Annotated in this window: 27 protein-coding genes; 10 read left to right on the forward strand and 17 right to left on the reverse strand. The window is 68.1% G+C overall.

The genetic code is table 11. The features are described from left to right. On the forward strand, positions 1–1,025 hold a 1,025-nt coding region (locus tag NBRGI_RS13820), incomplete at its 5' end, for an alpha-hydroxy-acid oxidizing protein (RefSeq protein ID WP_029896225.1). Positions 1,026–1,077: 52 nt separating this feature from the next. Here the strand turns inward: NBRGI_RS13820 and NBRGI_RS13825 are convergent. From NBRGI_RS13825 to NBRGI_RS43730, 8 genes are all read right to left on the reverse strand, one after another. After that, positions 1,078–3,135, reverse strand: a complete 2,058-nt coding sequence (locus tag NBRGI_RS13825) for an AMP-binding protein (RefSeq protein WP_036558947.1) — start codon at positions 3,133–3,135, stop codon at positions 1,078–1,080. 583 nt (positions 3,136–3,718) lie between these two features. Then, positions 3,719–4,624 (reverse strand): ectoine hydroxylase, encoded by a 906-nt coding sequence (gene thpD / locus NBRGI_RS13830; RefSeq protein WP_029896229.1) that lies wholly within the window; start codon positions 4,622–4,624, stop codon positions 3,719–3,721. Positions 4,625–4,630: 6 nt separating this feature from the next. Next, entirely contained in the window at positions 4,631–5,029 is a 399-nt protein-coding gene (locus tag NBRGI_RS13835) for an ectoine synthase (RefSeq protein ID WP_029896231.1), read from the reverse strand. Then, positions 5,026–6,303 carry a diaminobutyrate--2-oxoglutarate transaminase gene (gene ectB, locus NBRGI_RS13840; protein ID WP_029896233.1) on the reverse strand — a complete coding sequence of 426 codons (1,278 nt, stop codon included), beginning with the start codon at positions 6,301–6,303 and terminating at the stop codon, positions 5,026–5,028. Before ectB ends, NBRGI_RS13835 begins: the two co-directional genes overlap by 4 nt. Continuing rightward, positions 6,300–6,896 (reverse strand): diaminobutyrate acetyltransferase, encoded by a 597-nt coding sequence (gene ectA / locus NBRGI_RS13845; protein WP_029896235.1) that lies wholly within the window; start codon positions 6,894–6,896, stop codon positions 6,300–6,302. Before ectA ends, ectB begins: the two co-directional genes overlap by 4 nt. Before the next feature lie 84 nt (positions 6,897–6,980). After that, positions 6,981–8,060, reverse strand: coding sequence for a sensor histidine kinase (locus NBRGI_RS13850; RefSeq protein WP_051727730.1), 1,080 nt, complete (start codon positions 8,058–8,060; stop codon positions 6,981–6,983). Next, positions 8,047–8,760, reverse strand: coding sequence for a response regulator transcription factor (locus NBRGI_RS13855; protein ID WP_029896240.1), 714 nt, complete (start codon positions 8,758–8,760; stop codon positions 8,047–8,049). The genes NBRGI_RS13850 and NBRGI_RS13855 overlap by 14 nt, the downstream gene beginning before the upstream one ends. Positions 8,761–9,138: 378 nt before the next feature. Then, on the reverse strand, positions 9,139–9,546 hold the full coding sequence (locus NBRGI_RS43730; RefSeq protein ID WP_235210947.1) for a hypothetical protein: 408 nt from the start codon (positions 9,544–9,546) through the stop codon (positions 9,139–9,141). A 219-nt stretch (positions 9,547–9,765) separates the two neighbouring features. Between NBRGI_RS43730 and NBRGI_RS46370 the strand changes: the two genes are divergently transcribed. Continuing rightward, complete coding sequence (locus tag NBRGI_RS46370) at positions 9,766–10,005, forward strand: hypothetical protein (RefSeq protein ID WP_014985958.1); 240 nt, start codon at positions 9,766–9,768, stop codon at positions 10,003–10,005. Between the two features lie 20 nt (positions 10,006–10,025). On the opposite strand, the gene NBRGI_RS13865 is transcribed toward NBRGI_RS46370, so the two are convergent. The 4 genes from NBRGI_RS13865 to NBRGI_RS13880 form a co-directional block, all read right to left on the reverse strand. Then, entirely contained in the window at positions 10,026–10,811 is a 786-nt protein-coding gene (locus tag NBRGI_RS13865) for an RNA polymerase sigma factor SigF (RefSeq protein WP_029896244.1), read from the reverse strand. Continuing rightward, positions 10,801–11,151, reverse strand: coding sequence for a hypothetical protein (locus NBRGI_RS13870; RefSeq protein WP_029896246.1), 351 nt, complete (start codon positions 11,149–11,151; stop codon positions 10,801–10,803). The genes NBRGI_RS13865 and NBRGI_RS13870 overlap by 11 nt, the downstream gene beginning before the upstream one ends. 291 nt (positions 11,152–11,442) lie before the next feature. Continuing rightward, complete coding sequence (locus NBRGI_RS13875) at positions 11,443–12,117, reverse strand: PAS and ANTAR domain-containing protein (protein ID WP_029896248.1); 675 nt, start codon at positions 12,115–12,117, stop codon at positions 11,443–11,445. A gap of 98 nt (positions 12,118–12,215) precedes the next feature. Next, positions 12,216–12,629 carry an STAS domain-containing protein gene (locus NBRGI_RS13880; RefSeq protein ID WP_029896250.1) on the reverse strand — a complete coding sequence of 138 codons (414 nt, stop codon included), beginning with the start codon at positions 12,627–12,629 and terminating at the stop codon, positions 12,216–12,218. 277 nt (positions 12,630–12,906) lie between these two features. Here NBRGI_RS13880 and NBRGI_RS48130 point away from each other — a divergent pair, with 277 nt between their 5' ends. Both NBRGI_RS48130 and NBRGI_RS13890 read left to right on the forward strand, forming a co-directional pair. Continuing rightward, positions 12,907–13,059: a hypothetical protein gene (locus NBRGI_RS48130; protein WP_158439862.1), complete on the forward strand. Its 153-nt coding sequence runs from the start codon at positions 12,907–12,909 to the stop codon at positions 13,057–13,059. A gap of 151 nt (positions 13,060–13,210) precedes the next feature. After that, positions 13,211–14,434, forward strand: coding sequence for a glycosyltransferase (locus NBRGI_RS13890; protein ID WP_036558967.1), 1,224 nt, complete (start codon positions 13,211–13,213; stop codon positions 14,432–14,434). Positions 14,435–14,471: 37 nt separating this feature from the next. Here NBRGI_RS13890 and NBRGI_RS13895 read toward each other — a convergent pair whose 3' ends face one another. Then, a complete protein-coding gene (locus tag NBRGI_RS13895) occupies positions 14,472–15,053 on the reverse strand; it encodes a DUF6328 family protein (RefSeq protein WP_029896255.1) in 582 nt (193 codons plus the stop codon). 217 nt (positions 15,054–15,270) lie between these two features. Here NBRGI_RS13895 and NBRGI_RS13900 point away from each other — a divergent pair, with 217 nt between their 5' ends. From NBRGI_RS13900 to NBRGI_RS13915, 4 genes are all read left to right on the forward strand, one after another. Continuing rightward, complete coding sequence (locus NBRGI_RS13900; RefSeq protein WP_029896258.1) at positions 15,271–16,245, forward strand: glycosyltransferase family 9 protein; 975 nt, start codon at positions 15,271–15,273, stop codon at positions 16,243–16,245. Between the two features lie 66 nt (positions 16,246–16,311). Then, positions 16,312–16,653: a hypothetical protein gene (locus NBRGI_RS13905; RefSeq protein WP_029896260.1), complete on the forward strand. Its 342-nt coding sequence runs from the start codon at positions 16,312–16,314 to the stop codon at positions 16,651–16,653. 71 nt (positions 16,654–16,724) lie between these two features. Next, the gene (locus NBRGI_RS13910; protein WP_029896262.1) at positions 16,725–17,183 is read left to right on the forward strand and encodes a hypothetical protein; all 459 of its coding nucleotides are present in this window, start codon (positions 16,725–16,727) and stop codon (positions 17,181–17,183) included. A 19-nt stretch (positions 17,184–17,202) separates the two neighbouring features. Beyond that, positions 17,203–17,397, forward strand: a complete 195-nt coding sequence (locus tag NBRGI_RS13915) for a hypothetical protein (protein WP_029896264.1) — start codon at positions 17,203–17,205, stop codon at positions 17,395–17,397. On the opposite strand, the gene NBRGI_RS13920 is transcribed toward NBRGI_RS13915, so the two are convergent. Further along, positions 17,394–18,500, reverse strand: coding sequence for a P1 family peptidase (locus NBRGI_RS13920; protein ID WP_036558939.1), 1,107 nt, complete (start codon positions 18,498–18,500; stop codon positions 17,394–17,396). The two genes, NBRGI_RS13915 and NBRGI_RS13920, sit on opposite strands and share 4 nt — an antisense overlap. Positions 18,501–18,629: 129 nt before the next feature. Here NBRGI_RS13920 and NBRGI_RS13925 point away from each other — a divergent pair, with 129 nt between their 5' ends. Further along, positions 18,630–20,114 (forward strand): FAD-dependent oxidoreductase, encoded by a 1,485-nt coding sequence (locus tag NBRGI_RS13925; RefSeq protein WP_029896268.1) that lies wholly within the window; start codon positions 18,630–18,632, stop codon positions 20,112–20,114. Between the two features lie 175 nt (positions 20,115–20,289). On the opposite strand, the gene NBRGI_RS13930 is transcribed toward NBRGI_RS13925, so the two are convergent. Both NBRGI_RS13930 and NBRGI_RS47435 read right to left on the reverse strand, forming a co-directional pair. Further along, positions 20,290–20,817: an AAA family ATPase gene (locus NBRGI_RS13930; RefSeq protein WP_036558970.1), complete on the reverse strand. Its 528-nt coding sequence runs from the start codon at positions 20,815–20,817 to the stop codon at positions 20,290–20,292. 5 nt (positions 20,818–20,822) lie between these two features. Then, positions 20,823–21,035: a hypothetical protein gene (locus NBRGI_RS47435; RefSeq protein ID WP_148310808.1), complete on the reverse strand. Its 213-nt coding sequence runs from the start codon at positions 21,033–21,035 to the stop codon at positions 20,823–20,825. 141 nt (positions 21,036–21,176) lie between these two features. Between NBRGI_RS47435 and NBRGI_RS13940 the strand changes: the two genes are divergently transcribed. After that, entirely contained in the window at positions 21,177–21,686 is a 510-nt protein-coding gene (locus NBRGI_RS13940) for a hypothetical protein (protein ID WP_148310809.1), read from the forward strand. A gap of 100 nt (positions 21,687–21,786) precedes the next feature. Here the strand turns inward: NBRGI_RS13940 and NBRGI_RS13945 are convergent, their stop codons facing one another. Then, positions 21,787–23,685 carry a CocE/NonD family hydrolase gene (locus NBRGI_RS13945; protein WP_051727732.1) on the reverse strand — a complete coding sequence of 633 codons (1,899 nt, stop codon included), beginning with the start codon at positions 23,683–23,685 and terminating at the stop codon, positions 21,787–21,789. Positions 23,686–23,729 lie beyond the last annotated feature (44 nt).

Raw genomic sequence — 23,729 nt, forward strand, 5'->3', positions numbered from 1 at the left:
CGGGCGGGGCGGGCGACGAGCTGACCCAGCGCACCAACGTGACCGCGTTCGAGAAGTACGGCATCGTGCCGCGCATGCTGCGCGCCGCCAAGGTCCGCGACCTGTCGATCGATCTCTTCGGCATGCGGCTGCCCGCGCCGGTCTTCATGTCCCCGATCGGCGTGGTCGGGCTCTGCGCCCAGGACGGGCACGGCGATATCGCGACCGCAAAGGCGGCGGCGCGCACCGGCGTGCCGATGGTGGCGTCCACCCTGGCGGTCGATCCGCTCGAAGAGGTGGCCGGTCACTTCGGCGACACCCCCGGCATGTTCCAGCTTTACACGCCCACCAATCGCGACCTGGCCGAGAGCCTGGTCCGGCGCGCGGAGCAGGCCGGGTTCAAAGCCATTGTGGTGACGCTCGATACGTGGGTGCCCGGTTGGCGGCCGCGCGACCTGAGCACGTCGAACTTTCCGCAGTTGCGCGGGCACTGCCTGGCGAACTACTTCACCGACCCGGTGTTCCGCGGCCTGCTGGCGAAGAGTCCCGAGGAGGACCTGAAGACCGCCATCCTCACCTGGGTCGCACTGTTCGGCGGCGCGCCCACCTGGGACGACCTGCCCTGGCTGCGGTCGCTCACCGATCTGCCGTTGATCCTCAAGGGAATCTGTCACCCCGAGGACGCGCGCCGAGCCAAGGACGCGGGCGTCGACGGCATCTACTGCTCGAATCACGGTGGCAGGCAAGCCAATGGCGGGATTCCGGCGATCGAGCATCTGCCCGAGATCGTCGCGGCGGTCGACGGATTGCCGGTGCTGTTCGACTCCGGAGTCCGCTCCGGCGCCGACATCATCAAGGCGCTCGCGCTCGGCGCGACCGCCGTCGGCATCGGCCGCCCGTACTCGTACGGTCTTGCGATCGGCGGGGTGGACGGCATCGTGCACGTGCTGCGCACGCTGCTCGCGGAGGCGGATCTGATCATGGCGGTGGACGGCTACCCGACCATCGCCGACTTGGCCGACGACGCGATCCGGCGACTGCACTGATCGGCAGCGGCCGAGTTGTGCTGCCGCGCAGGACCACTCGGCCGCACTACGCTCAGCTCGACTGAATCAGCGTGCGCTTGAGGATCTTTCCGGTCGCGTTGCGCGGGAGCGCGTCCAGGAAGGTCACGTCGCGCGGCACCGAGAAGCGGCTCAACCGGTGCCGGATGTAGTTGCACACCATGTCGCGATCCAGCCCGAAACCCTCTCTGGTCACCACGAACGCGGCGAGGCGCTGCCCGTATTCCTGGTCCGGCACGCCGACCACCGCCACCTCGCTGACCTGCGGCAGATGCGACAGCGCCTCTTCGACCGGGCGCGGGAAGACGTTCTCGCCGCCGGAGATGATCATCTCGTCGTCGCGACCCGCGACGAAGAGCAACCCGTCGGCATCGAGATAGCCGAGATCACCGGTGTCGAGCATGCCGCCCCATTCGGTGGGCGGCTTCGCGTCGGTGTACCCGTCGAACAGCATGTGGTTGAGCACGAAGATGCGGCCGGTCACCCCGCGTGGCACCGGACGCAATTCTTTATCCAGCACAGCGATTTTCGTGCCCAGTGGCGGTCGTCCCGCGGTGGTCGGCGCGGCCCGCAGATCGGCCGGATCGGCGATGGTCGCCCAGGACACCTCGGTCGAGCCGTACACGTTGTAGAGCACGTCGCCGAAGGCGTCGAGAAACTTCACCACCGTCGGACCGGCAAGGGGCGCACCGCAACTGGCGACCACGCGCAGGCTCGACGTGTCGTAGCGATCGCGCACGTGCGCGGGCAGATCCAGGATCCGGTTCACCATCACCGGCACCACGATCACCGCGGTGACCCGGTGCTCCTCGATCAGCCGCAGGCAGTCCTGCGCGTCGAACCGTTCCGGCAGCACCACGCTCGCCCGGATCGGCGTGCTGATCTGCAACGCCGCCAGCCCCCAGGTGTGGAACAGCGGCGCGGGGATGAGCATCGTCTCGTCCATCCGCATCGGGATGCGCGAGAGCAGCGCCGCCACGGTGCCGAAACCCTTGGGCTGCGGTCGCTGTGCGCTCTTGGGCGTGCCGCTGGTACCCGAGGTCAACACGATCAGCCGACCGGGGTGGCTGGGCCGGGCGAAGGTCGGCGCGTCGAGCGCGATCAGGTCGTCGACAGTGTTGCGGTCGTACCGGGTCAGGTGCCCGGTCGCGAAGCGTGGCACGGACGTGGCCAGATACTTGGTCAGCGGCTCGTATTCGTCGTCGAGAAAGACGGCGGACAGGCCGTGCCGGTCCGCGACGTCCTCGATCTGCCGGGCCGAGAGGCCGGTGTTCAGCAGCACTGTGTCGACGCCGAGTTTGCCGGTGGCGACCATGCATTCCACCATCGTGACCCGGTTGCGCGAGAGTAGCCCCACTTTGTCCCGCGCGCCGATGCCGAGCATCGCCAGCGCCGAAGCGAGTTTGTGGGTGCGATCGTGCATTTGACCGAACGTGCGCGCGGAAACGCCGTCCACCACCGCGAGCCGATCAGGCGAATGCCCGGCGGCAGCCGCGTAGCCGCCCGCCAGCGTGAATCCCCACCGGGCCAGCCCGCCCACCTGCTTGAGCGCGCGGTCGGGCCGGTAGGTGCGTACGACACCGGTCGTCACCATCTGCTTCAACGTGCCGACCTGCTGTTTCGTCGTCGATTCCTCGCCGTTGACGAGCACCGAGGTCGGTGTGCCGAGCACCGCGTCGACGATGCGGGTCAGGCCGGCCGTGGTCCAGGCGATCACGTCCGCGTTGTCCTGCCCGGCGATCCAGGGATGGATCCGCCCGGCGCCGAAGTAGGTGATGGTCACCCGCGTCGGCTCCGCCTCGTCTTCTCCGCGCAGCCGCACCGCGGCGAAACTGCCCAGGCCAGGGCATTGCAGCTCGAAGCTTTCCCGTTCCTTGCCGACCACCAGCCGCAGTGCGGGCACGGTGAGTTCGGTGTCCGCGTGCCGCGCGCGGATCAGCAGCACCGGGTGGGTGTCCGAGGTTTCCGCGCGCTCGCAGTCGCCGATTCCCTGGAACATGCGGGCGTAGGTCTGCGGGTCCATGAAAAAGTCCCACAGCGCTTTTCGTGCGGCTGCGAACTCCGCGTCTATTGTGATGACATCCGTAACCAACTGCGTGCTTTTCTGCATGGGCCGACCGAGCGGTCTGCGTCGGCATGGTCACGTAGTTGTACCCATCGGTAACAATTAGGTCAAGTACGCAACACATTGCCATCGATTAGCCAATTAGCTGGTCAAATGCCCATTTTTGACCGAATCACCTAGCGGCCACAGCACACTGCACAATTTTCGCGAAATACCCGCGCGATTGCCGTAAACCCGCTAGGTGACCGAGAACGTCACGCGCGCAATGCCGGTCGACCTGGGGTGCCACACGTCGCACGCCGCCGGGCGCACGACAGTATCACCGCAGACCTTGGTCGACGCGCCAAGACAGCGTTGTTGGCCGAAATTTTGCCGGGGTCAGAAGATCTTTCGGCGCGTCCGGTCCGGACACGAGAGCCCCTCGTCAGTACGGACTGCCCCCGCGATCACCTGAGTAACCACTGGCCCCCGCGTCGAAACACGCTCGCGCAGCGGATCGTACCGCCGATCCGGCGACCGCGCGCGGCGAGCGGAACCAGGCCGGAACCGAAAACGCCCTTCGCCCCGCGGGAACGCGGCGAAGAGCGCCTTCGGTGGAGAATCGGCCAGGTCAGGCGGACAGCGGCGTGAAGTCGCGGCTGCCGATGTAGCCGGGTCGCGGCGCGGGCGCGCCGAACGGCTCGACCAGGGTGTTCTCCACGCTGTTGAACACCAGGAAGATGTTCGAGCGCGGGAACGGGGTGATGTTGTTCGACGAACCGTGCATCAGGTTGGAGTCGAACAGCAGCGCGGAACCGGCCCGCCCGGTGAACTGGCTGATGCCGTATCGATTCGCCAGCGTGGTGATGTCCTCCTGGGTCGGCACGCCGATCTCCTGCTCCTGCAAGGACTCCCGGTAGTGCTCCGCGGGGGTGCTGCCCAGGCACGGTACGAACGTGCGGTGCGAGCCGGGCATCACCATCAGGCTGCCGTTGATCGGGTAGTTGTCCGTCAGCGCGATGGACAGGCTCACCGCCCGCGGCGCCGGCATGCCGTCCTCGGCGTGCCAGGTCTCGAAATCAGAGTGCCAGTAGAAACCCGTGCCGCGGAAGCCCGGCATGTAGTTGACCCGGCTCTGGTGGATGTACACCTCGGAGCCGAGCACCTGCCGGGCCAGCCCGGCGACCCGGGATTCGCGGACCAGGTCCGCGATCGCCGCACTGAGCCGGTGCACCTCGAAGACCGACCGCACCCGGTTCGACGCTTTCTCCACGATCACGCGTTCGTCGTCGCGCAGGGCGGGATCGCCTGCCAGCCTGCCGATCTCGGCGCTGAAGTCAGCGACCTCGGTGGGCGTGAGCAGTTCGTCGATGCTGGCGAAACCGTCGGTGTCGAAGGCCGCGAGCGCCGGGCTCTCGACCCGGCCCCACACCGTCGGATCGGTGCGATCCAGGTGCGTGGCCGGTGCATCGATCCGGGTCGGGTAACGATCGATCCGGTCCGTCGAGGGCCGAGTTTCAGTGTGCTGCAAAACCATTACCGCCTATCCCCCGATCGTCGCGGCAACGAGCGGGTACGCGCCGGTGCTGTCGTGGACCTCCTGCCCGGTGACCGGAGGATTGAACACGCACATCATCCGCATCCGGGTGCGGGCCGAGAGCTGGTGGCGCTCGTTCCCGTCCAGCAGATACATCGAGCCGGGACCGAGCTCGTAGGTCACACCGTTGTCGAGATCGGTGAGCGTGCCCTCACCCTCGATCAACCATACCGCTTCCACATGGTAGCGATAGTGGAACTCGTGCGTGCTGCCCGCATCGATGGTGGTCTCGTGGAAGGAGAAGCCGACTCCGTCGCCGCCGAGGATGATGCGCTTGCTGCGCCAACCCTGCCCGGCCACATCGCGTTCGGTATCGGTGATCTCGGCGGTGGTACGTACGATCATGCGATCGCCCCCATTCCATTGCAGACGGTGTCCACGGCGCCGGTGAGAATGCTGAGGCCGTGGTCCAGTTCCTGGTCGGTAATCGTCAACGCGGGCAGCAACTTCACCACCTCGTCGGTGGAACCCGAGGTCTCCACCAGCAATCCGCGTTCGAACGCGATCTGGCACACCTTGCTCGCCTGCGACGGGTCCTCGAACACCACGCCGTGCACCAGCCCGCGGCCGCGGGTCGAGACGCCGGAGACGTTGCCCGCCAATTCCGTCAGCGTACTCGCGATGCGTTCGCCCTTGGCGAGCGTCGCCTTGTGCAGGGTGTCGTCGGACCAGTAGTGCCGCAACGCGACATCGGCCGTGACGAAGGCCGGGTTGTTACCGCGGAAGGTGCCGTTGTGCTCGCCCGGCGACCACTGATCGAGCTCGGACTTGAACAGCACCAACGCCATCGGCAGTCCGTAGCCGCCGATCGACTTCGACAGCGTGACGATATCGGGGGTGATGCCCGCGAGCTCGAAGGAGAAGAACGGCCCGGTGCGCCCGCAGCCCATCTGCACGTCGTCGACGATCAGCAGGATGTCGCGGGCCTCGCAGAGCCCGGCGAGGTGCCGAAGCCATTCCGCGCGAGCGACATTCACGCCGCCCTCGCCCTGCACCGTCTCCACGATCACGGCCGCCGGGCGATCGAAGCCCGACGAGGTGTCGTCGAGCACCTTCTCCATCCACTGGAAATCGGCGGTGGTGCCGTCGAAGTAGCCGTCGTAGGGCATGTGCGCCGCGTGCACCAGCGGCACACCGGCGCCCGCGCGCTTGGCCGCGTTGCCGGTGACCGAGAGCGCGCCGAGGGTCATGCCGTGGAAGGCGTTGGTGAAGCTGACGATCGTCTCCCGGCCGGTCACTTTGCGGGCCAGCTTGAGCGCGGCCTCGACGGCGTTGGCGCCGGTCGGACCGGGGAACTGCACCTTGTAGTCCAGCCCGCGCGGCGCGAACACCGTGTCGCGCAAGGTTTCCAGCAGACTGCGCTTGGCCGAGGTGGACATGTCGAGCCCGTGCGTGATGCCGTCACTGGCGATGTAGTCCAGCAGCGGCTGCTTGAGCACGTCGTTGTTGTGGCCGTAGTTCAGCGCGCCCGCGCCTGCGAAGAAGTCGAGGTAGTCCTTACCGTCCTCGTCTCGTAACCAGCTGCCCTTGGCCTTCGAGAAGACCGCGGGCCAGGCACGGCAGTAGCCGCGCACATTGGATTCCAGACTCTCGAAAATGCTCGTGTCGGCGGTGATCATCGGTGGTCCTCCTGCGTTGTGCGAGCGATCGGTGCGATGAGATAAAGGTCCTCGGACTCATGGCTGTCCGGGAAGACGCCCGTATCGAACAAGGGGCGCTTGGTCATTCGGGCGCCCCGCTGCCGGGCGACCGAACCGAACAACGCGATGGACGCGGCGTTGTCGGGCGAGATCGTCGTCTCCAGCGTCGTAACACCCTGGGGTGCAACAGTGTTCAGCAAGGCGTGCAGCAGTTGGGCGCCGGCGCCCTGGCCGCGCTGCGCTCGGTCGACCGCCACCTGCCAGACGAACACGGTGTCCGGCGCCTGCGGCCGGAGGTAGCCGATCACGAAACCGACGACGCGGCCCTGCATTTCGGCGACCACCGTGGTCTCCGCGAAGTCCCGGCACCACAGCAGGTAGGCGTAGCTCGAATTGACATCGAGGACCTCGGAGTTCTTCGCGATCCGCCACAGCTGTGCGCCGTCCTCGACGCGTGGCTTGCGCAGAACCAACTCGGTCCGGTGGCGGCCGGGGTCGGGACCCAGCGCGGCCGCGGCCTGCTCGACACGGGATCGTTCGATCTCCGCGGTGTTCAACGTTGGCACTGACATACAACTCCCCGGTCGGGCCTGTAGTACCTATCCAGGCTTACGAATCAACTTTGAGCTGACCCGGTCGAGTTCATTACGGTTGTGTTACGGCTCGATTGCGCCGACGCCCGGCAAGGTGGCGACGAACCGGGCGCCCCCGCCCGGCCGGCCCACGCATTCGACCTGGCCACCATGCTTGGCGACGGTCTCGGCGACCAGCGCGAGGCCGATGCCGGTCCCGGTCGCCGACCGACGGCCGCTGCGCGCCGTCGCGAAACGTTCGAAGATGCGCACCCGGTCCGCCGGCGGCACACCGGGGCCCGCGTCGTCCACGACGATCACTGCCGCGTCGCCCACCCGATCCGCGGCGACCGCGACCACGCCGCCGCCGTGCAGGTCCGCGTTCTGCAGCAGGTTCACCACCGCCCGCTCCAATTCGAGCTTGCGGCCGAGCACGACCACATCTTCGTGCACGGTCAGCAGATCGGGCGGATAACGACGCTCGGCGAGCGTGTGCCGCAACAGATCTCGCACCGACAGCGGTTCCTGGTCGCCGCGGTGCATGCCCGCCTCGACCCGCGCGAGCGCGAGCAGGTCGTCGAGCAGCCGCCGCAGGTGGTCGACCTCGTCGGTGACCAGCACGAGCGCGCGCTGGGAACGCTCCGGCAGATCGTCGCGATGCCGGTTCAGCACGTCGACACTGGCCATCAAAGTGGTGAGCGGCGTGCGCAATTCGTGACTGACGTCGCCGAACAGCCGATGCTCGCGCTCGATTCGCCGTTGCAGCGAGTCGACCATCGAGTTGAACGACTCCACGGTGGTCGCCAGGTCTTGATCGTGGGTGGCGGACAAGCGCAGGTCCAGGTCGCCCGAGGCGATCCGGGCGGCGGTCGCGGCCAGCTGGTGCAGCGGCGTGAGCACGCGCCGGCTCGCCCACCAGCCCACCGCCGCGCCGATCGCGGTGACCGCGACCGCGCAGGCGACCAGCACATTGCGCAGCAGATCCAGGTTCGCCTGCAGGTCGGTGGCACCGGCCTGCGCGCGTTCCAGATAACTGCGACTGATGGTGAACACCGAGACCACCAGCACCAGCGACATCAGCGCGCTGATCGCGGTGAACACGGCGGTCACCCGGCCGCGCAGACTCCAGCGTGTCGGATCGAGCCAGCGTTCAGCGCTGGACATCGAGTCGATAGCCGAGCCCGCGCACCGTCACCACGACGCGCGGGTCGGAAGCGTCTCGTTCGATCTTCGTGCGCAGCCTGCGCATGTGCACGTCGACGATCCGCTCGTCACCGAAAAATCCTTGGTCCCATACTCTTTCGAGCAGGACGGTACGGCTGAGCACCCGGCCCGGCGTCTCCGCGAGCTCGCACAGCAGGCGGAACTCGGTGAGCGTCAACCGGATCTCCTCGTCGCCGCGGCGCACCACGCCCGCGTCCTGCGCGAGCACCAGCGGCGCCTCGGGGTCTGCGTCGAGCACGACCTCCTGCGGTGGCGCCTCGCGTTCGGCGGTGAGCCTGGCCCGGCGCCGCACCGCGCGCATCCGTGCGGTGATCTCCTTGATCTCGAACGGCTTCGCCACGAAATCGTCGGCGCCCGCCTCCAGCGCGGCCACCACGTCATGGGTGTCGTCGCGCGCGCTGACCACGATGATCGGCACGTCGTGCTCGCGGCGGATCTCCCGGATGCAGTCGAAACCGTCCATATCGCCGAGCATCAGATCGACGATCATCACATCGGGCACGCCGTTGCTGCGCAGATGGGTGAGCGCGTCCTCGGCCTCCTCGGCCTCGGCGACGTCGTAGCCTTCGTCCTCCATGGCGAGCCGCAGCGCACCCCGGACCCGGTCGTCGTCCTCGACGATCATCAGGTTCGCCGTCATCACCGCACCCCGCCGACGCCCGGCCACACCGGGGCCGCTGAGGCGGCTGTGCCTCTGGTTCGCTCGCTACGCTCGCTACGCTCGCTCAAATACCTATCCTTTGCAGACACGCAGGACGTCTGCCGGTGCGGAGAATCGCATCCCCATACCGACGCGACATTCCGCTTGTTCGAGCCACCTTGCCGATCTATCGGATACCCGAACAGACCATTCGGTAAACGCCGCATGGACGCTTGATCAGCTGTTGCACCGGCTCGCACCGGGCGGCTCACGCCTGGCTGGTTATCCATCCACCCTGGCCGGACGAGCGTCGTTATGCAACCGTTACGTGACGCCCGACACACGCGCTACCCGGCATTTTCCGCGCCGACGCGGGGGTCAGCGATCGTCGCGAGTCGAACGTTCCAGCCGGTTGAAGTTGCTCGGTGTGCCGTCCGGGAGCTGCTCCTGGTAGCGAAAGTGCAGGTGCCGTTCCTCGAAGGTGGCGAACCACTCGTCCCAGTCCACCGGCCGCAGCACCGCTCCGCCGTAGCCAGGGAAATCCAGGCGCAGCGAACCCATCGGGCCGCCGTACCCGATGCCGGGCATCGTCGCGGGCGTAGCGCCGCGCCGCTCCGCCCACTGCCGAATGGTGTCGTGATCCCTGGTGACCCGGGTGCGCTCCACGTTCCCGGCGCGGGCACGCTCGCGCCGCTCGGGTGCGGGCTTGTCCTGCTGGTACTTCGTCGACCTCGAGCTCCCCGGTCCGGCGTACGGATTCCGGGTGCCTAGTCGGTGGTCGTTCATGACGATCTCCTGAGCCATCGGCATCGTAAGTCCGGTTCCTCTTCACGTACCCGACGCCAACTTCGCGCAAACCGGCACTACGTCACAAAGGCCCCGCCAACGCTGCTGGAATGCACCGAAAACGCTGACCGCCAGCCACTTTGTGAGCGGAGTCACCGGTAGCCACGCGATGGTTGGGTCCGGTCACGATGGGTACCGCTGCCCCGAGGAGGCAATCCCATGACCACTCCAGTACCGCACGAACCGAGCCCGATCCCCCCGATCCCGGAGCCCGATCCGGTGCCGCCGGTACCTGGTCCCGACCCTGCGCCCGCACCCCCGCAGCCCGGTCCGGATCCGCTGCCGCCGGTACCCGAACCCCGTCCGGCGCCCGACCCCGGCCGGCCGCTGCCGCCGGTACCCGAGCCGGGTGGTCCACTGTCCCCGCCGCACGACCCGACGCCGCCGAATCCGCTCTGACGGCAAGGGAATTCGCGGCGTCAGTCGCGTAGCGCGTCGTCGCGAAGCTGCTGCAGGGTTTTCGACAGGATGCGCGAGACGTGCATCTGCGACACGCCGAGCACGTCGGCGATCTCGGATTGGGTCTTCGATTCGAAGAACCGCATGATCAGCACGCGGCGCTCGCGCTCGGGCAGCTCCTCGATCAGGGGGCGCACGGCCAGGTAGTCCTCCACCAGATGGTAGGAGGGCTCCTCGGCGCCGAGGCTTTCCAGCAGCGGCAGCGGCGCGTTGTCGATATCGTCGCCGGCCACCGCGTCGATCGAGGCGGACTGATAGGCGTTGCCCGCGATCAGCGCCTGGGTGACCTCGACCACGTCCAGCTCCAGTTCCGCGGCGATCTCCCTGGCCCGCGGCATCCGGCCGAGCCGCTGCGACAGCGCCTCCACCGTGACCCCGATGGTCAGCTGAATCTCCTTGGTACGCCGTGGAACTCGCACCGACCAGGTGTAGTCCCGGAAATGCCTGCGCACCTCGCCCATGATGGTCGGCACGGCGAAGGACAGGAACGAAGAACCCCGCTCGACATCGAAGCGGTCCGCCGCCTGCACCAGACCGAGGCGGGCGACCTGCAGCAGATCGTCGAAATTCTCCCCACGCCCGGCGAATTTGCGCGCGATGTGCTCGGCCAGCGGCAGGCAGCGTTCGATGAGTTCGGCGCGCAGCGGCTCGCGGCGCGGATCGTCCTCGGCCAGCGCGGCGATCTTCTCGAACAGGGGCTCGATATCGTCGTAGCTGTCGCCGCGGGCTCCTGCGCTACCCGCCATCGGATGCCCTTCGCACCCAACTGAAGTCGACCGCGGTGGGATAACCGGCCACACCGGCGTCGAAGGGCGCCTGCGACGCGGCGATCGAATGGGTCAGCGTGCGCACGATGTGCCAGCCGAAGCCGGCCTGGCCGACCACCTGCTCCGCGGTCGCCACCGACGCGACGTGCACGATCATCTGATCGGAGTCATAGGTGAATTCACAGTCGAGCTGCGAGCCCGGCACCGCGTCCAGGATCAGCGAGGTGGCCACCTCGTCCAGGGCCAACCGGATATCGGTGACTTCGTCGAGCGCGAAATCGGCGATGAGGGACACGGTTTCGGCGAGCCCGCGCAACATCGTCAACTGTTCCAGCCGAGCGGGGATTCGGACGCCGATTGTCGTTGTTTCCGTAGAGGATCGGGAAGTCCACTCCCCCATGCCCATCACCACCTTGCTCTCGCAGCCGACCCGGAGCCGCCAGGTTGTCGGGATCCGGTTCTCGCGGGCCGCCCGCTGCCCACCGCCGCGGCTACTCGCCCACCACGGCCGAACCCAGCGCCGCGAAGGCTGAAGATCCGAAACCGCGGCGCTTTTCTTTCTTCCATACCGTCGTACCCGCCGCGGCTGGACCGAAACGTGGCCGACGGATCAGCCCGCGTCGACCCGTTCGTGCGCGGTGAGCAGCAGATGGTCGAACTGGGTACGCAGTCCCACGGTCGAATTGGTGAGCGACTCCAGATCCGCCACCAGCCGCGAAGCGAGCGTGCGCAGCTTGATGTTCGTCTCCTGCGAGCGCCAGCTGAGCACCCGGAACGCCTGCTCGGCGTTGACGCCGTAGACCAGCATCACCGCACCCTTGGCCTGCTCGATCACCGCGCGCGAGGCCCACAGCTCCGGCAGGGCGTCGTCGAGGGCCTCCTGGCGGTGTTCCTCGAGGGTCTCGGTGACGTCGATGTAGTACCCGGTCGTGCCCACGACCGCACCCGTTTGATCGAAGAGGTGATCGGCCACGACGATGACGTGATGGACCTGGCCGAGCGTGTCGAGGATGCGGTGGCGGCTGGAAAATGGCTCGCCCTCCTCGATGGATTTGGCCAGTGCGCTGGCCACCTGGGCGCGATCGTCGGGGTGCTTGTGCGTCAGCAGCAATTCGGTCGTCGGCGTGACGGTGCCCGGCGCGTAGCCGTGCATCGCGGCCACCTCGTCCGACCAATCCCACCGCTGATCGGCGAACCAGAAACGAAAACTACCGACACTCTGTGGTGTCCCTAATCCGATCACCCGGTCCAGCGCGAGAGCGTTCTCGGGCTGGACCGGCCCCATTTCAGTCACAGCGCAAGTATCCGTCGAACGGGCACGCCACGCGAACAGATCCGACTGCGCCACGCCGATGTCGATCCGGCGTGTCGGTCTACTCCGCCTCACCCGTCCAGCGCGGCGCGCATCGAGGGATAAGGGCTGAACAACGGCCTGACGCCGGAGACTTCGAGCGAACGCTCGACCTCCGGGCCGCCGCCGACGAGCCGCAGATCCACGCCGTCGCACGCGGCCCGCTGCCGGGTGGCGCCGAGCGTCGCGGCGGCCCGGATGCTGAGGAATCGCGCCGCGCGCAGATCTATCACCACCGCCGGGCAATTCGCGCGCACCGCGCGATCGACCGTGGCGAAGAATCGCGGGCAGACAGTGGCGTCCAATTCGCCTTCGACCCGGACCACCATGCATTCGTGACGGCGATCCACGCGCTGGGCCCAGGCCCGGCGGTTCCGTGGCGCGGGCCCGGAACCGTTCCGATGCACACCTTCGGCGTACTCGTGTAAAGCGGAACTAGCGGACATGAACAAGGCCTCCCGTACGGGGGGTTTCCAGTTCGACGCCACTGACTGCAACGATGAGAATCTCGGGTGAGCGTGTTGTCGCGCAATGGGCGATCGGTTGTCGCCACGATCCCATCGGCCGGTGTGCGGCGGGTGTGGGCGCCTGCGTCGAACCGGGGTCGGCTGTCGTCTCAACCTCACTACAGTGTGGCACGCTCGGCTGCCACTGTCACAAATTCCTCCGACGCCGCTGATCAGGCCGAGGGTTACCGAACCGGCCAACGGGTACGCCTTTACTATGAAGGCCACGAATACGCCCGGCTCGGCCACCCGCCCGCCGTTGATTCGCCACCAATCCCCGGTCACCGCAACCATCGCGATCATCGCGACGACGGTACTGGTGGCGGTGCTATCCGTGGTCGCGCTCAGTATCGTCGTCTCGACCATGTGAGAGCTGGAGCGTAACAGCAAGCAGGCCCGGCGGTTTCGTTCCCGCGCACTCGGGCATTCCAGGCACGTATCCGAAATGCCTTGGGTCACGCGACCTCTGGTCGCGGGGCGGTGCCGCATGCCGCGCAGCAGTGGAGAGAACGGAGCACATCGTGAAGATTGCCATGGTTTCCGAGCACACCTCCCCGCTCGGCGAGCCGGGCGGCGCCCACTCGAGCGGGCAGAGCGTCCACGTCGGTGAGTTGGCGGCAGCCTACGTCCAGCGGGGGCACGAGGTCTCGGTCTACATCCGGCGGACCGATTCGACCAGTCCGGTCGAGGTGGGCACGGCAGCCGGTTACCGGCTGGTCCGCGTGCCCGCCGGGCCGCCGCGAGCACTTCCACTGAACGAAAGTCTGCCGCACCTGGGCGATTTCGGTAGTTTTCTGCAGCGGCACTGGGGCCGGGACAAGCCCGATATCGTGCACGCGCACTTCTGGATGTCCGGGCTGGCCGCGGAGCTGGCGGCACGGGCGCACGGCATTCCCGTCGTGGTGACCTTCCACGCCCTGGGCACCGTACGCCGCCGTAATCAGGGCTTGGCCGACACCAGCCCGCGTTCGCGCATCCGTTTCGAGCGGCTCATCGCCGGGCGGGCCGCACATATCGTCGCGACGTCCGCGGACGAAGTGGTCGAGTTGACCAGAATGGGCGTGCCTCGATTTCGGATCTCGATTGTTCCGTCCGGGGTGGATCTCGCGGCGTTCACCCCGGAGGGCGCCCGCGCCGAACGCGGGCAGCGCTACCGGATGCACCGCCTGCTGTCGGTCGGAAAATTGGTGCCGCGCAAGGGGTTCGAGGTGGCGATCAAGGCACTCCAGGAGCTGCCCGACACCGAACTGGTGATCGCGGGCGGGCCGGTCGGTGACGATGTCGAGGACGACGGCGAAGGCCGGCGGCTACGTCGGCTCGCGATGGAATACGGTGTGCAGGAACGTCTTCGGATGCTGGGCCCGGTATCGCGCACGGAACTGCCGCGCTGGTATCGATCCGCCGACGTGGTGCTGTGCACACCCTCGTACGAGCCGTTCGGTCGCACCGCACTCGAGGCCATGGCGTGCCGGAAACCGGTGGTGGCCACCGCGGTCGGCGGCCTGCTCGACACCGTGGTGGACGGGGTGACCGGCCGGCTGGTCGCGCCGCCGGACCCGCTCGCGGTGGCCCGCGCCGTGCGTCCGCTGCTCGACGACAAGACCCTGTGCGAAACCTGGGGCGCCGCCGGATATCAACGCGCCGCGGGTCGCTACGCGTGGGATCAGGTGGCGCTGGAGACCCTGACCGCCTACCACCGGGCCGCTCCCGCACACGCCGCGGAAGTCGTCTCCTCGGCGCACTGAACCGAGTCAGAGCATTACCCGTGTCCGATCGGCGCACTCATCGTGCGCCCCCGTCGCTCGTACGGCCCGTCGTGCCGCGCACGTCGCGCGGCGAGCGCCACCACCACGGCACGATCAACCACGCCGCCGAGAACAGCACCGCGACGACGACCCCCGCCACCACGCCGCCCGCGGTCCCGGTGACCAATTCGACGACCAGGATCATCGCCCCGGTCAGCGAGACGCCGAGCAGGCCGATCCCGATCATCGCGCAGCGGTGCGCCGCCGCGACGACGTTACCCAGCCGGTGGCGCCGGAACAGGATGCGATGCCACGAGATGGGCGCGACGAGAAAGACGGTGGCCCCGATGGCCGCGGTCAGCGTGATCAAGTAAAGCACCCGCAACGGCTGGGACAAGGTCGGGAACGAGGCCTGGAACGGCACGATCAACAGCGCCGAGATCAGGAACTGCACGCCGGTCTGCACCACCCGCAGTTCCTGGATGAGGGTGCTCCAATTGCGGTCGAGCCGTTCGGTTTCGGTCTCTCCGCGGGCGTCCCAGTTCCACTCGCGATCGTTTCGGCACCGGTCGAATTCGCCGTTGTGTTCAACCGCTGGTTCATTGTGTCGCTCGACCATGCCGCTCGTCCCTCGCCGGCTCGACGCTGTTCCACCGCCGCGGCGCGGTGCCACGGCACCCCGGCACCTGACCGTTTACCCGGCCCTGCCGAAACGAATCACCGAGTCGGACACTCGACCAGCACAAATGCCGAACCGCCGCAGATCGGGCGTTTCGGATGACCGGACCCGGGCACACGGGCGGTATGAAAACCGCGCACCGGAAGATGCCGACCCGATGACCGGCCATGTGCTGGTGGCCCGGTTGGACAGCGCGGGTGATGTCCTGCTCGCCGGTCCCGCCGTCCGAGCCGTCGCACGCAAAGCCGACACCCTGACCTTCCTCGCCGGGCCGCGCGGCAGTTCGGCCGCCGCCCTGCTCCCCGGCGTGGATCGGGTGCTCGAATTCGAAGCCGCGTGGGTCGGGGCCGATCCACCGCCGCTCACCAACGCCGGCGTGCGCGCGCTCATCGAATGTGTACGGCTGCTGGCACCCGACGAAGCCATCATCGCGACCTCGATGCGGCAATCACCGTTGCCGCTCGCCCTGATCCTGCGGATGGCCGAGGTGCCACGGATCAGCGCCATCAGCACGGACCAGGCGGGGACCCTGCTCGATGTCCGCCATCGCGTGGATGACGCACTGCCGGAACAGATCCGGGCGCTTTCGCTGGCGGCCGCGGCGGGCTACCCGCCCGGCGACCATCGGCTGCGGGTGCGCCGGGATCTCCCCGAGGTCGACGAATTGACCGGCGGCCCAGGCTATATCGTGCTGCATCCGGGTGCGCCGGAGCCGGCTCGCCGGATGTCGGCCACGCGCAGCCGGGAGGTCGCCGCGGCGCTCGTCGACGCCGGGCACCGCGTGGTGGTGACCGGCAGCCCGGCCGAGCAGACGCTCACCGGGACGGTCGCCCACGGCCTGGCCCGCGATCTCGGCGGCGCCACCGACCTGGCCGGTCTGGCCGCCGTACTCCGCGACGCCGATGCCGTCGTGGCCCCGAACACCGGTGCGGCGCCACTGGCCGCGGCCGTGGACACCCCGGTCGTCTCGCTGTTCGCGCCGGTGGTGCCGGATCGGCGGTGGGCGCCCTACGGCGTGCCGACCGTCGTACTCGGCAACCGCAGCCGACCGTGCGGCACCCACTGCCTCGACGCGATCCCGGACACCGCGATCGTCTCCGCCACCGAGTTGCTGCTCCGTAGCGCCGGTTGAGGGCCGAACGCCGGGGTACCCGCCCGAATATCCCCCTTGGGTGATGTGGACTAGAAAGGACCCTCCATGCTTCCCGGACCGAACGAATCGACCACGGGACACAGCGGTGCCGAGCACCACGGACGTCCCGAAGAGAACTTCCCGGACTACACCCGGACCTCACGCACCCACGTCGGTGAGTCCATCGCCGACACCCGCAACTGGCCGGGCATCGTGCTGGTGGCGCTCGGGCTCGTCGGCCTCGGGCTGACCCTCACCGCGGCAGGCTACGGCTTCGAAGGCTGGGCGATCATCGGCGCCATCGCGACGGTGCTGTGCTTCGCCATCGGGGTGCTGCTGGTGGTCGCCGAGCACCGCAGGCTCAAGGCGAAAGAAGGCAAGCAGCTCAGCGACCCCGCCGGACACTGATTGCCGGTCGCGCACCCGGGTATTGCGCAGAGGACACCGCCACGGGCGGTTCCTGCACTGAGGAGAACGACATGACTCATCATCGCCGTCGGCCCGGGTTGCGCGTCCTGCTGATCGCCGCGGCGCTAGCGGCCACCCCGCTGGCCGCCGCGTGCTCGGACACCGACAACAAGGAGGCGACCCCCGCAACGCCCACCGACTCCTCGATCACGCTGTCCATGCCGTCGGCCACTGCCCAGGTGCCCGACCCCGACGAGGTCGGCCCCGCGGCCGGAAAGCAGCTGTGCGACATGATGAGTCCCGATATCGACAAGTGGCGTGCCGAGGGCGCCGCCGTCGCGCGGGTGACCTTCAACGGCACCGTGCACAACTGGGCGGCGCGCAACGGCGGCCTCAACGACACCGTGCTGAAGGACCGCAGTGTCATCGACAAGATCACCTCGGAGCAATGCCCCGACATCCGCAAACAGGCCCTCGAAGTGCTCGACGCCGCCGACCTCGCCTCCGCGCTGGTCGGATTCGGCGGTTGAGCGTGAACAGGCCGGGCCGATGACCGACCGACATCACCGCAACGTCGTAGAGCTCCTTGTCCTGCAACACAATCGAATGCGCGAACTCCTGGAGGAAATGCTCGCCTCGGTCGGCCAGGAACGCCGGGCGTCGTTCGAAGAGTTCGTGCGCTGGCTAGCCGTACACGAGGCCACCGAGGCGGAGCTGATGCAGGGCACCGCTGCCGGACGCTAGCCGCCGGGCGTGGTCGCCGACGGTTCGTCGCTGCGGCCCAGCAGGCGCAGCACCGTGTCCACCGGCATGGCGGGCACGCGGTGTCCGTTGCGGCCCACCATGGTTCGGCCCGCGAACAGGGCGTTGAGCACTGCCTCTTCGACCACTTCCACTGCGGCCTCATAGAACGGATTCAGCTGGCCCCAGGGAATGAATCTCAGGTTTTCGTAAGGGGTTTCGCCGTCAGGGAAGTTACTGGTCAACGCGCCCTCGTTGGCGGTGGAGAACGCCAGGAAGATATCGCCGGAGAAGTGTGAGCCCGTGGTGCCCGTACGCGCCAACCCCATCGGCACCCGGCGGGCCATCGCGGTCAGCTGGCCCGGCAGCAGGGGCGCGTCGGTCGCGAGCACCACGATGACCGAACCGGAACCCGCAGGCGCGGTCCAGGTTCCGAGCGGATTGTCGGCCAGAAGTTGCGCGCCGACCGGGACGCCGCGGATCACTAGTTCCCGGCGCGCCCCGAAGTTCGCCTGCACGAAAGCACCCACCGTGTACGAGTCCGCGCCGTAACCCACACGGCGCGAAGCGGTGCCGTTACCGCCCTTGAAGCCGTAGCAGACCATGCCGGTGCCGCCGCCGACGCCGCCCTCGGCGATCGGCCCGCCCGCCGCTGCGTCGATGGCCGCGACGGCGTCCGCCGTGGTGATGTGGGCGCGATTGATGTCGTTCAGGTAGCCGTCCCAGGTCTCGGCGACCACGGGCAGCGCCCAATCGTCCGGCGGGTCCGGGAACGCGCCGACCAGCCAGTCGATGATGCCGCGATGGCAGGTGCCGACGGCATGGGTGTTGGTGACGAGCACCGGCAGCGACAGCGCCCCGGTCTCGGTGAGGAAGGTGGTGCCGGTCATTTCGCCGTTGCCGTTCAACGAATACCAGCCCGCGGCGCACGGCCGGAATACACCGTCACGGCCGCGCGGCAGGATCGCCGTGACGCCGGTGCGCACATCCGCACCGCGGATCAGCGTGGTGTAGCCGACCTCGACACCGGGCACGTCGGTGATCGCATTGAACTGCCCCGGGACGCCGGTGAATTCGAGGCCGTGTGCTCGCGCGCGCAGAGTCATGGGACGAGCCTAGGGAACAAACTCGACTGCCGCGCGGCAATTTCGGCGAACATCCTTCGGCCCGCGGACCGGCGCCCCGGACATCGATCGGCTGCGTTTGCGCAGCTCCGGACCGGCTATGCCGGGGACATGAGGTCACTATGGTTGAACGACGCCGAGGTACCGGCGCGGCTGCGGCTGACGCCGGGCGCACGCTTCGACACCGTCGTGATCGGCGCGGGACTCACCGGTTTGGCGACCGCATTGCTGCTCGCCGAGAACGGCGTCCAAGTGGCCGTGGTCGAAGCCCAACGGATCGGCGGCGGGACGACCGGCGCCACCACCGGCAAGATCAGCCTGCTGCAAGGCATCCGAGCCCAGCGGATCCGGCGGCAACACACCGCGGGCACCTTGCGCGACTACGTCGCGGCGAATCGCGAAGGCCAGCAATGGTTGTTGCGGTTCTGCGCCGAGCACGCCGTGCCGGTGCAGCAGGCCGACGCCCTCACCTTTGCGCAGCGCGAGTCCGAAATCGCCCTGGTCCGTGCGGAATACGAGGCGACGCGGCAGGCCGGGCTGCCGACCGAGCTGGTCCCGCAACTCGACCTGCCCTTCCCCGCGTTCGGCGCGGTGCGCCTGGCCGATCAGGCGCAGGTGGATCCGATGGCGGTGCTCGCCGCGCTCGCCGTGGACGTGGAAGCGCACGCGGCGCCGATCTACGAATCGACCCTGGTGCACGATGTGCGGCGAGGCCAGGACGGGGATCTGACGGTGGAGACCGAGCACGGTGGCCTCGGCGCGGGCACCGTCGTCTTGGCCACGGGCACACCGATACTCGATCGCGGCGGCTTCTTCGCGCGGCTCACCGCGCAACGTTCGTACCTGGCGGCTTATCGGATTTCTGCGGAACTTCCTCGCGAAATGTACCTCAGCGCCGGGCAACCCACCCGTTCGCTGCGCTACGCCCCGACGCCGGACGGTGAGCTGCTGCTGGTCGGCGGCAACGGGCATCCCGTGGGGCGCACCCGTTCGGAGCGGCGGCAGCTCGACGACTTGACCACGTGGACGCGAAAATGGTTCCCCACGGCGGAACTCGTGCAGGAATGGTCGGCCCAGGACTACGCCCCGGTCGGCGAGCTTCCCTATGTCGGACCGCTGCTGCCCGGGCAGGACAGCATCTTGGTCGGCACCGGATACGCGAAATGGGGGCTCACCAACGGTGTCGCGGCCGCCATGGCGCTGGCCGGACGGATCATCGGTAAATCACCGAGTTGGGCGGGAGCGCTGGGCAGCTGGCGCCCCGGCGAACTGAAGTCGCTGCCGTCGGCGGTATCCGCGAACGGCGCTGTGGCGCAACGGCTCACCGCCGGATGGTTACGCGCCGCCACACATGGCGCGCGCACCGTGCCCGCCGAAGGTTGTGGTGTGGTGCGTCGACAGGGGCTGCGCCCGACCGCGACCAGCACGGTCGACGGCGTCACGACGAGTGTGTCCGCGGTGTGCCCGCACCTCTACGGCATCGTCCGCTGGAACGATGCCGAACGTTCCTGGGATTGCCCACTGCACGGCTCCCGCTTCGCCGCCGACGGCACGCTGCTGGAGGGGCCCGCTACCGAATCGCTCGGCCCGCTGTAGCAGCGCTTGCCAGTCGCCGAGCCGCAGCGCATAGCAAGATCCTGCTGAAAAGCCGCGCCGCCGGGATCTGTTCCGTGTGGGTTGGCTAGCGTGGTTGTCGTGGTCCTCGACCGGCGTCGGTTACCGAACCCCCGGGCGGCGCACCACCATTGAGCGGCGGGGAGTCCGCGCGGAGTCATCGACACAGTGGCTCCGCGCGGGCGAGGATCTCCTCGACTGTCTGCTCGACGGTGAGATCCGAAGTGTCCAACCATAATCCGATGCGCGGCGTCTCGTCTCGAAGCACGGTGTCCAGATCCTCGACGGTGAACGAGCCGTACGCGACCTTGCCGCGCCCCGCCTCCCGGGCGGCGACCGCCGCCGGTCGCGGAGCCAGCACCACCACATACAGCGGGCGGGTCCGGAACTGCTCGACGGTATAGGGCAACAACTCACCGAGCACCGTGTCCTGCACGATCGCGGTGAAACCCGCCGCGGCGTAGGTGTCTGCCGTCTGAGCGGCGAGGCGGTGCCGCAACCGCAATTGATCCATCGCTTCGGCCGTGGGCTCCCTGCTCATCTCGGCGCGCCCCCCGACGACGAACCGCCGGTAGGTGTCGCCGCGGACGTGCGCCGAGCGTGGCAGCCGCGCCGCGAGTGCCTGCGCCACAGTCGATTTGCCCGCCGCCTGGATACCGGTGATGAGGTATGCCGATGCCGTCATATCGATCATGCTTCCAGCCCCTGCAATCGATTTTTCGCCCGCTCGAGCCACTCGTCCCGGCCCACCTCGTACTCGACCTCCCGGCAACCGCCCTCCGCCGGCGCCTGCAACGCCACCCAGCCCACAAACGCGCCCACTCGGTCCGCGTCGACCGACGTCGGCACCGTACCCACTCGGCCAGCCGTGTCCGGCGATGTGGTGCCGGACGAACCAGCCACCGCCCGCGCTCCGCCGCTCGAGTTCGGTGCAGTGGGACAACTCGCGCCACCGGACTTCGGGGCTGGCCGGGTGCCCGGGACGGCCCTACTGTGGCATTCTGTCCTGCGCAGTGGGCTGGGATGAGCAAGGTGGGTTGTGGTGTGAGGCAGGATGTCGAGCTGGCCGGGCGGTGGTGGCAGTGGGCGATGTCGATACCCGCCGAACGTAACCCCGTCTGCGATGAGACCGGGCGGTTTGCTGGAGAGAAGCAGCCCGCGGACGTCTGGTTCCTCGCCGGGACCTTCGGCGGCAAGGCGAGCCGGCGCTGCGAAATCCCGTATGGCAGGCCGATCTTCTTCCCCCTGTTCAACATGATGCACAGGACCACACTGCGCAACCGACGCATCCCCTACGTCGCGACCGCGAGCGGTCACGCCGAACTCAACGGCGTCACCCTGCCGGTCCACGAGGTCGCCAACCGCAAACCCTTCCCCGTCGACGCCGTCGAGGGCGGCCCCTTCGGCGAACGCGGCCGCTACAAAGCAACCGCATGGGGCCTCTGGGCCACCCTGGAAGACCTCGCCCACGGCAACTACATCCTCACCTTCGGCGGCGAATACGAACCCGGCGGCTTCTGGGTAGAAGCCACCTACGACCTCGAAATCGTCTGACCCCACATCTGCACCGTGCTGGGCCGTCAGTGCCGGGCAGGCGGCCTGGACCAAGCGACAGATAGGTCGACAGTCACGGAGGTGCCAACCGTCGGACTCCCTACTCCGCCGCACGGGCGAGAAACGTCAGGTAGCTCGGGCTCTCGGGGTCGAGGACGACGGTTTGGCCGGTGATGTGGCGTCGACGCCAGGGGGCGAGGAAGTGCCGGGGGAAGCTGGTGCGGCTCACGGCTACGCGTAGTCGGTGGCCGGCGCGGATCAGGGCTGCGGTGGGGTTGATTTCGATGTCGATGGTGAACGGGGTGCCGGGTTCGATCGGCAGGACCGCGTCGGCGGTGAGGGGGTGCAGCGGGAAGAGGAGTTCGCCGTCGACGTAATCGCTTGCGGCGGTATCTATCGCACGGTGGGTGGACAGCAGTGCGCCGCGGGTGAGGGGCACCGAGGCGCCGTCGGGTTCGACGTCGCAGACGGTGACGGACCAGAAGGCGTCGGCGCCTGCGGCTTCCGCGTTGAGATGCAGGTTCATGGCGCCGGAGAGCTCGGTGTCGGCAGGGAACGGCGCGCTGGTGAAGGTGACCGCGCCGGCCTCGGCATGCCGGTCGTCGGTGCCGAACCGCCTGCCGAACAGCAGGGTGAGGCCCATGCTCATCACGCCGGTGTTGTTGGAGGCCATCCGAGTTGGGCCCGCGGGCAGCGGGAGCCGCGATTCGATCTCGGCCGGTTCGGCGGCGAGCGCGGCGTCGGTTCCCGCGTGCGGTGCGGTGCCACTGCTCGCGGGGTCGAGGTAGAGCTTGCGCACGGTCGCCGCCGGGTCGGGGAACCGCGCGTGCTGCAACCATTTCCCGTCGCCTTGCCGACGCACGGTCACCGGCCCATACCGGTCGATGCCGTTGTCGATGTCTTTGACCCAGCGGTCGAACCACGCGCACTGCAACTCGTCGATCGGCTGCGGGCCGTCCGCAGCGCCGAAGCCCGATCCTGCGGTGAGATGGTAAGAATCGTCGACCAGCACCTGTTTCGCACCGCCGGACAACGGAATTCGGTCGAACATCCGGAAGTTGGATCGGTTGTAGACGTCGTGCCAGCCGCCGTGGATCCAGGTCGGCACCGTGATGTCCTCGAAGCGCGCCAGTTTGGTCGCCCACATCGGGTTGAGGAAGCTGTCGGGATGGTTCTCGGTGAGTCCTATCTCGACGGCGTGACGCACCCAGCTGGCCGGATCGGCGAACCGGTCGCGCAGGAACTGCTTGGTGATCCCGGCCTTTCGCAGACCCGACACCGAAGGCAACCACTTGAAGCCGTTCACGGCCAGGATCCACAGCAGCATGCCCGGGGTCGGCACCCCGCCGGTCAATCCCAGCTCACGCACCTGGTCCTCGCCGGCCTCGATCGCGAACACCGCGCGCAAGCCCTGCGGCCGCAACCCCGCGGTGATCAACGCCGAGATCGCCCCGTAGGAGATGCCAGTGACCACGAATTCGCCAGTGCACCAAGGCTGTTCGCGGACCCACGCGACGGCCTCCAGATAATCCTGTTGTTCCCGCGGCTGGAAGAAGTCCCAGCTCCCGGTCGACGTACCGGTCCCCCGCACGTCGATCATCAGCCCGACGTAGCCGCGCAGCACCGCGGTGCGGTTGATCACGAACGGCTCGAGAATGCCGCCGGCCGGCGTGTACAGCACGTCTCGCGCCGTGAACCGTTGCCGGTCCGAGCCGCCGAGCCGGGCGCTGATCGTCCGTAAAGTGTTGTGCCAGCGCATACCTCGACGGTTGAGCAGCTTGTTGTACGCGGTGAAGTTGATGATCGCCGGCAATGGCTCACGAGCGGGCCCGGCGCCGTCGCCGGGTCGCAGGATATCGGCGGTGAGGACGGCGCCGTCGGACATCGGAATGGGAACCGTGTCGGCGCCGAACAGTTTCGGATAGCGCACCGGGCCGATCTCGAATCGGTGGTTCGGCGGTACCGTCGTCGCCGCGGTGCTGAGGGGCTGGGCCGTCATAGTGCACGACGATAGGCGTAAACGAACACCGCCGTCCACGAAAT

Source organism: Nocardia brasiliensis IFM 10847, assembly GCF_000710915.1.
Lineage (GTDB): Bacteria > Actinomycetota > Actinomycetes > Mycobacteriales > Mycobacteriaceae > Nocardia > Nocardia brasiliensis_A.

Coding starts and splice junctions, on each gene's coding strand:
- NBRGI_RS13945 (WP_051727732.1), bottom strand. CDS start 23,685: ATGACGGCCCAGCCCCTCAGCACCGCGGCGACGACGGTACCGCCGAAC.
- NBRGI_RS13905 (WP_029896260.1), top strand. CDS start 16,312: ATGCTTCCCGGACCGAACGAATCGACCACGGGACACAGCGGTGCCGAG.
- NBRGI_RS43730 (WP_235210947.1), bottom strand. CDS start 9,546: ATGAACGACCACCGACTAGGCACCCGGAATCCGTACGCCGGACCGGGG.
- ectA (WP_029896235.1), bottom strand. CDS start 6,896: ATGTCAGTGCCAACGTTGAACACCGCGGAGATCGAACGATCCCGTGTC.
- NBRGI_RS13925 (WP_029896268.1), top strand. CDS start 18,630: ATGAGGTCACTATGGTTGAACGACGCCGAGGTACCGGCGCGGCTGCGG.
- NBRGI_RS13865 (WP_029896244.1), bottom strand. CDS start 10,811: ATGGCGGGTAGCGCAGGAGCCCGCGGCGACAGCTACGACGATATCGAG.
- NBRGI_RS13870 (WP_029896246.1), bottom strand. CDS start 11,151: ATGTTGCGCGGGCTCGCCGAAACCGTGTCCCTCATCGCCGATTTCGCG.
- NBRGI_RS48130 (WP_158439862.1), top strand. CDS start 12,907: ATGAAGGCCACGAATACGCCCGGCTCGGCCACCCGCCCGCCGTTGATT.
- NBRGI_RS13855 (WP_029896240.1), bottom strand. CDS start 8,760: ATGACGGCGAACCTGATGATCGTCGAGGACGACGACCGGGTCCGGGGT.
- NBRGI_RS13915 (WP_029896264.1), top strand. CDS start 17,203: ATGACCGACCGACATCACCGCAACGTCGTAGAGCTCCTTGTCCTGCAA.
- NBRGI_RS13835 (WP_029896231.1), bottom strand. CDS start 5,029: ATGATCGTACGTACCACCGCCGAGATCACCGATACCGAACGCGATGTG.
- ectB (WP_029896233.1), bottom strand. CDS start 6,303: ATGATCACCGCCGACACGAGCATTTTCGAGAGTCTGGAATCCAATGTG.
- NBRGI_RS13910 (WP_029896262.1), top strand. CDS start 16,725: ATGACTCATCATCGCCGTCGGCCCGGGTTGCGCGTCCTGCTGATCGCC.
- NBRGI_RS13930 (WP_036558970.1), bottom strand. CDS start 20,817: ATGACGGCATCGGCATACCTCATCACCGGTATCCAGGCGGCGGGCAAA.
- NBRGI_RS13875 (WP_029896248.1), bottom strand. CDS start 12,117: ATGGGGCCGGTCCAGCCCGAGAACGCTCTCGCGCTGGACCGGGTGATC.
- NBRGI_RS13900 (WP_029896258.1), top strand. CDS start 15,271: ATGACCGGCCATGTGCTGGTGGCCCGGTTGGACAGCGCGGGTGATGTC.
- NBRGI_RS13920 (WP_036558939.1), bottom strand. CDS start 18,500: ATGACTCTGCGCGCGCGAGCACACGGCCTCGAATTCACCGGCGTCCCG.
- NBRGI_RS13850 (WP_051727730.1), bottom strand. CDS start 8,060: ATGTCCAGCGCTGAACGCTGGCTCGATCCGACACGCTGGAGTCTGCGC.
- NBRGI_RS46370 (WP_014985958.1), top strand. CDS start 9,766: ATGACCACTCCAGTACCGCACGAACCGAGCCCGATCCCCCCGATCCCG.
- thpD (WP_029896229.1), bottom strand. CDS start 4,624: ATGGTTTTGCAGCACACTGAAACTCGGCCCTCGACGGACCGGATCGAT.
- NBRGI_RS13880 (WP_029896250.1), bottom strand. CDS start 12,629: ATGTCCGCTAGTTCCGCTTTACACGAGTACGCCGAAGGTGTGCATCGG.
- NBRGI_RS13895 (WP_029896255.1), bottom strand. CDS start 15,053: ATGGTCGAGCGACACAATGAACCAGCGGTTGAACACAACGGCGAATTC.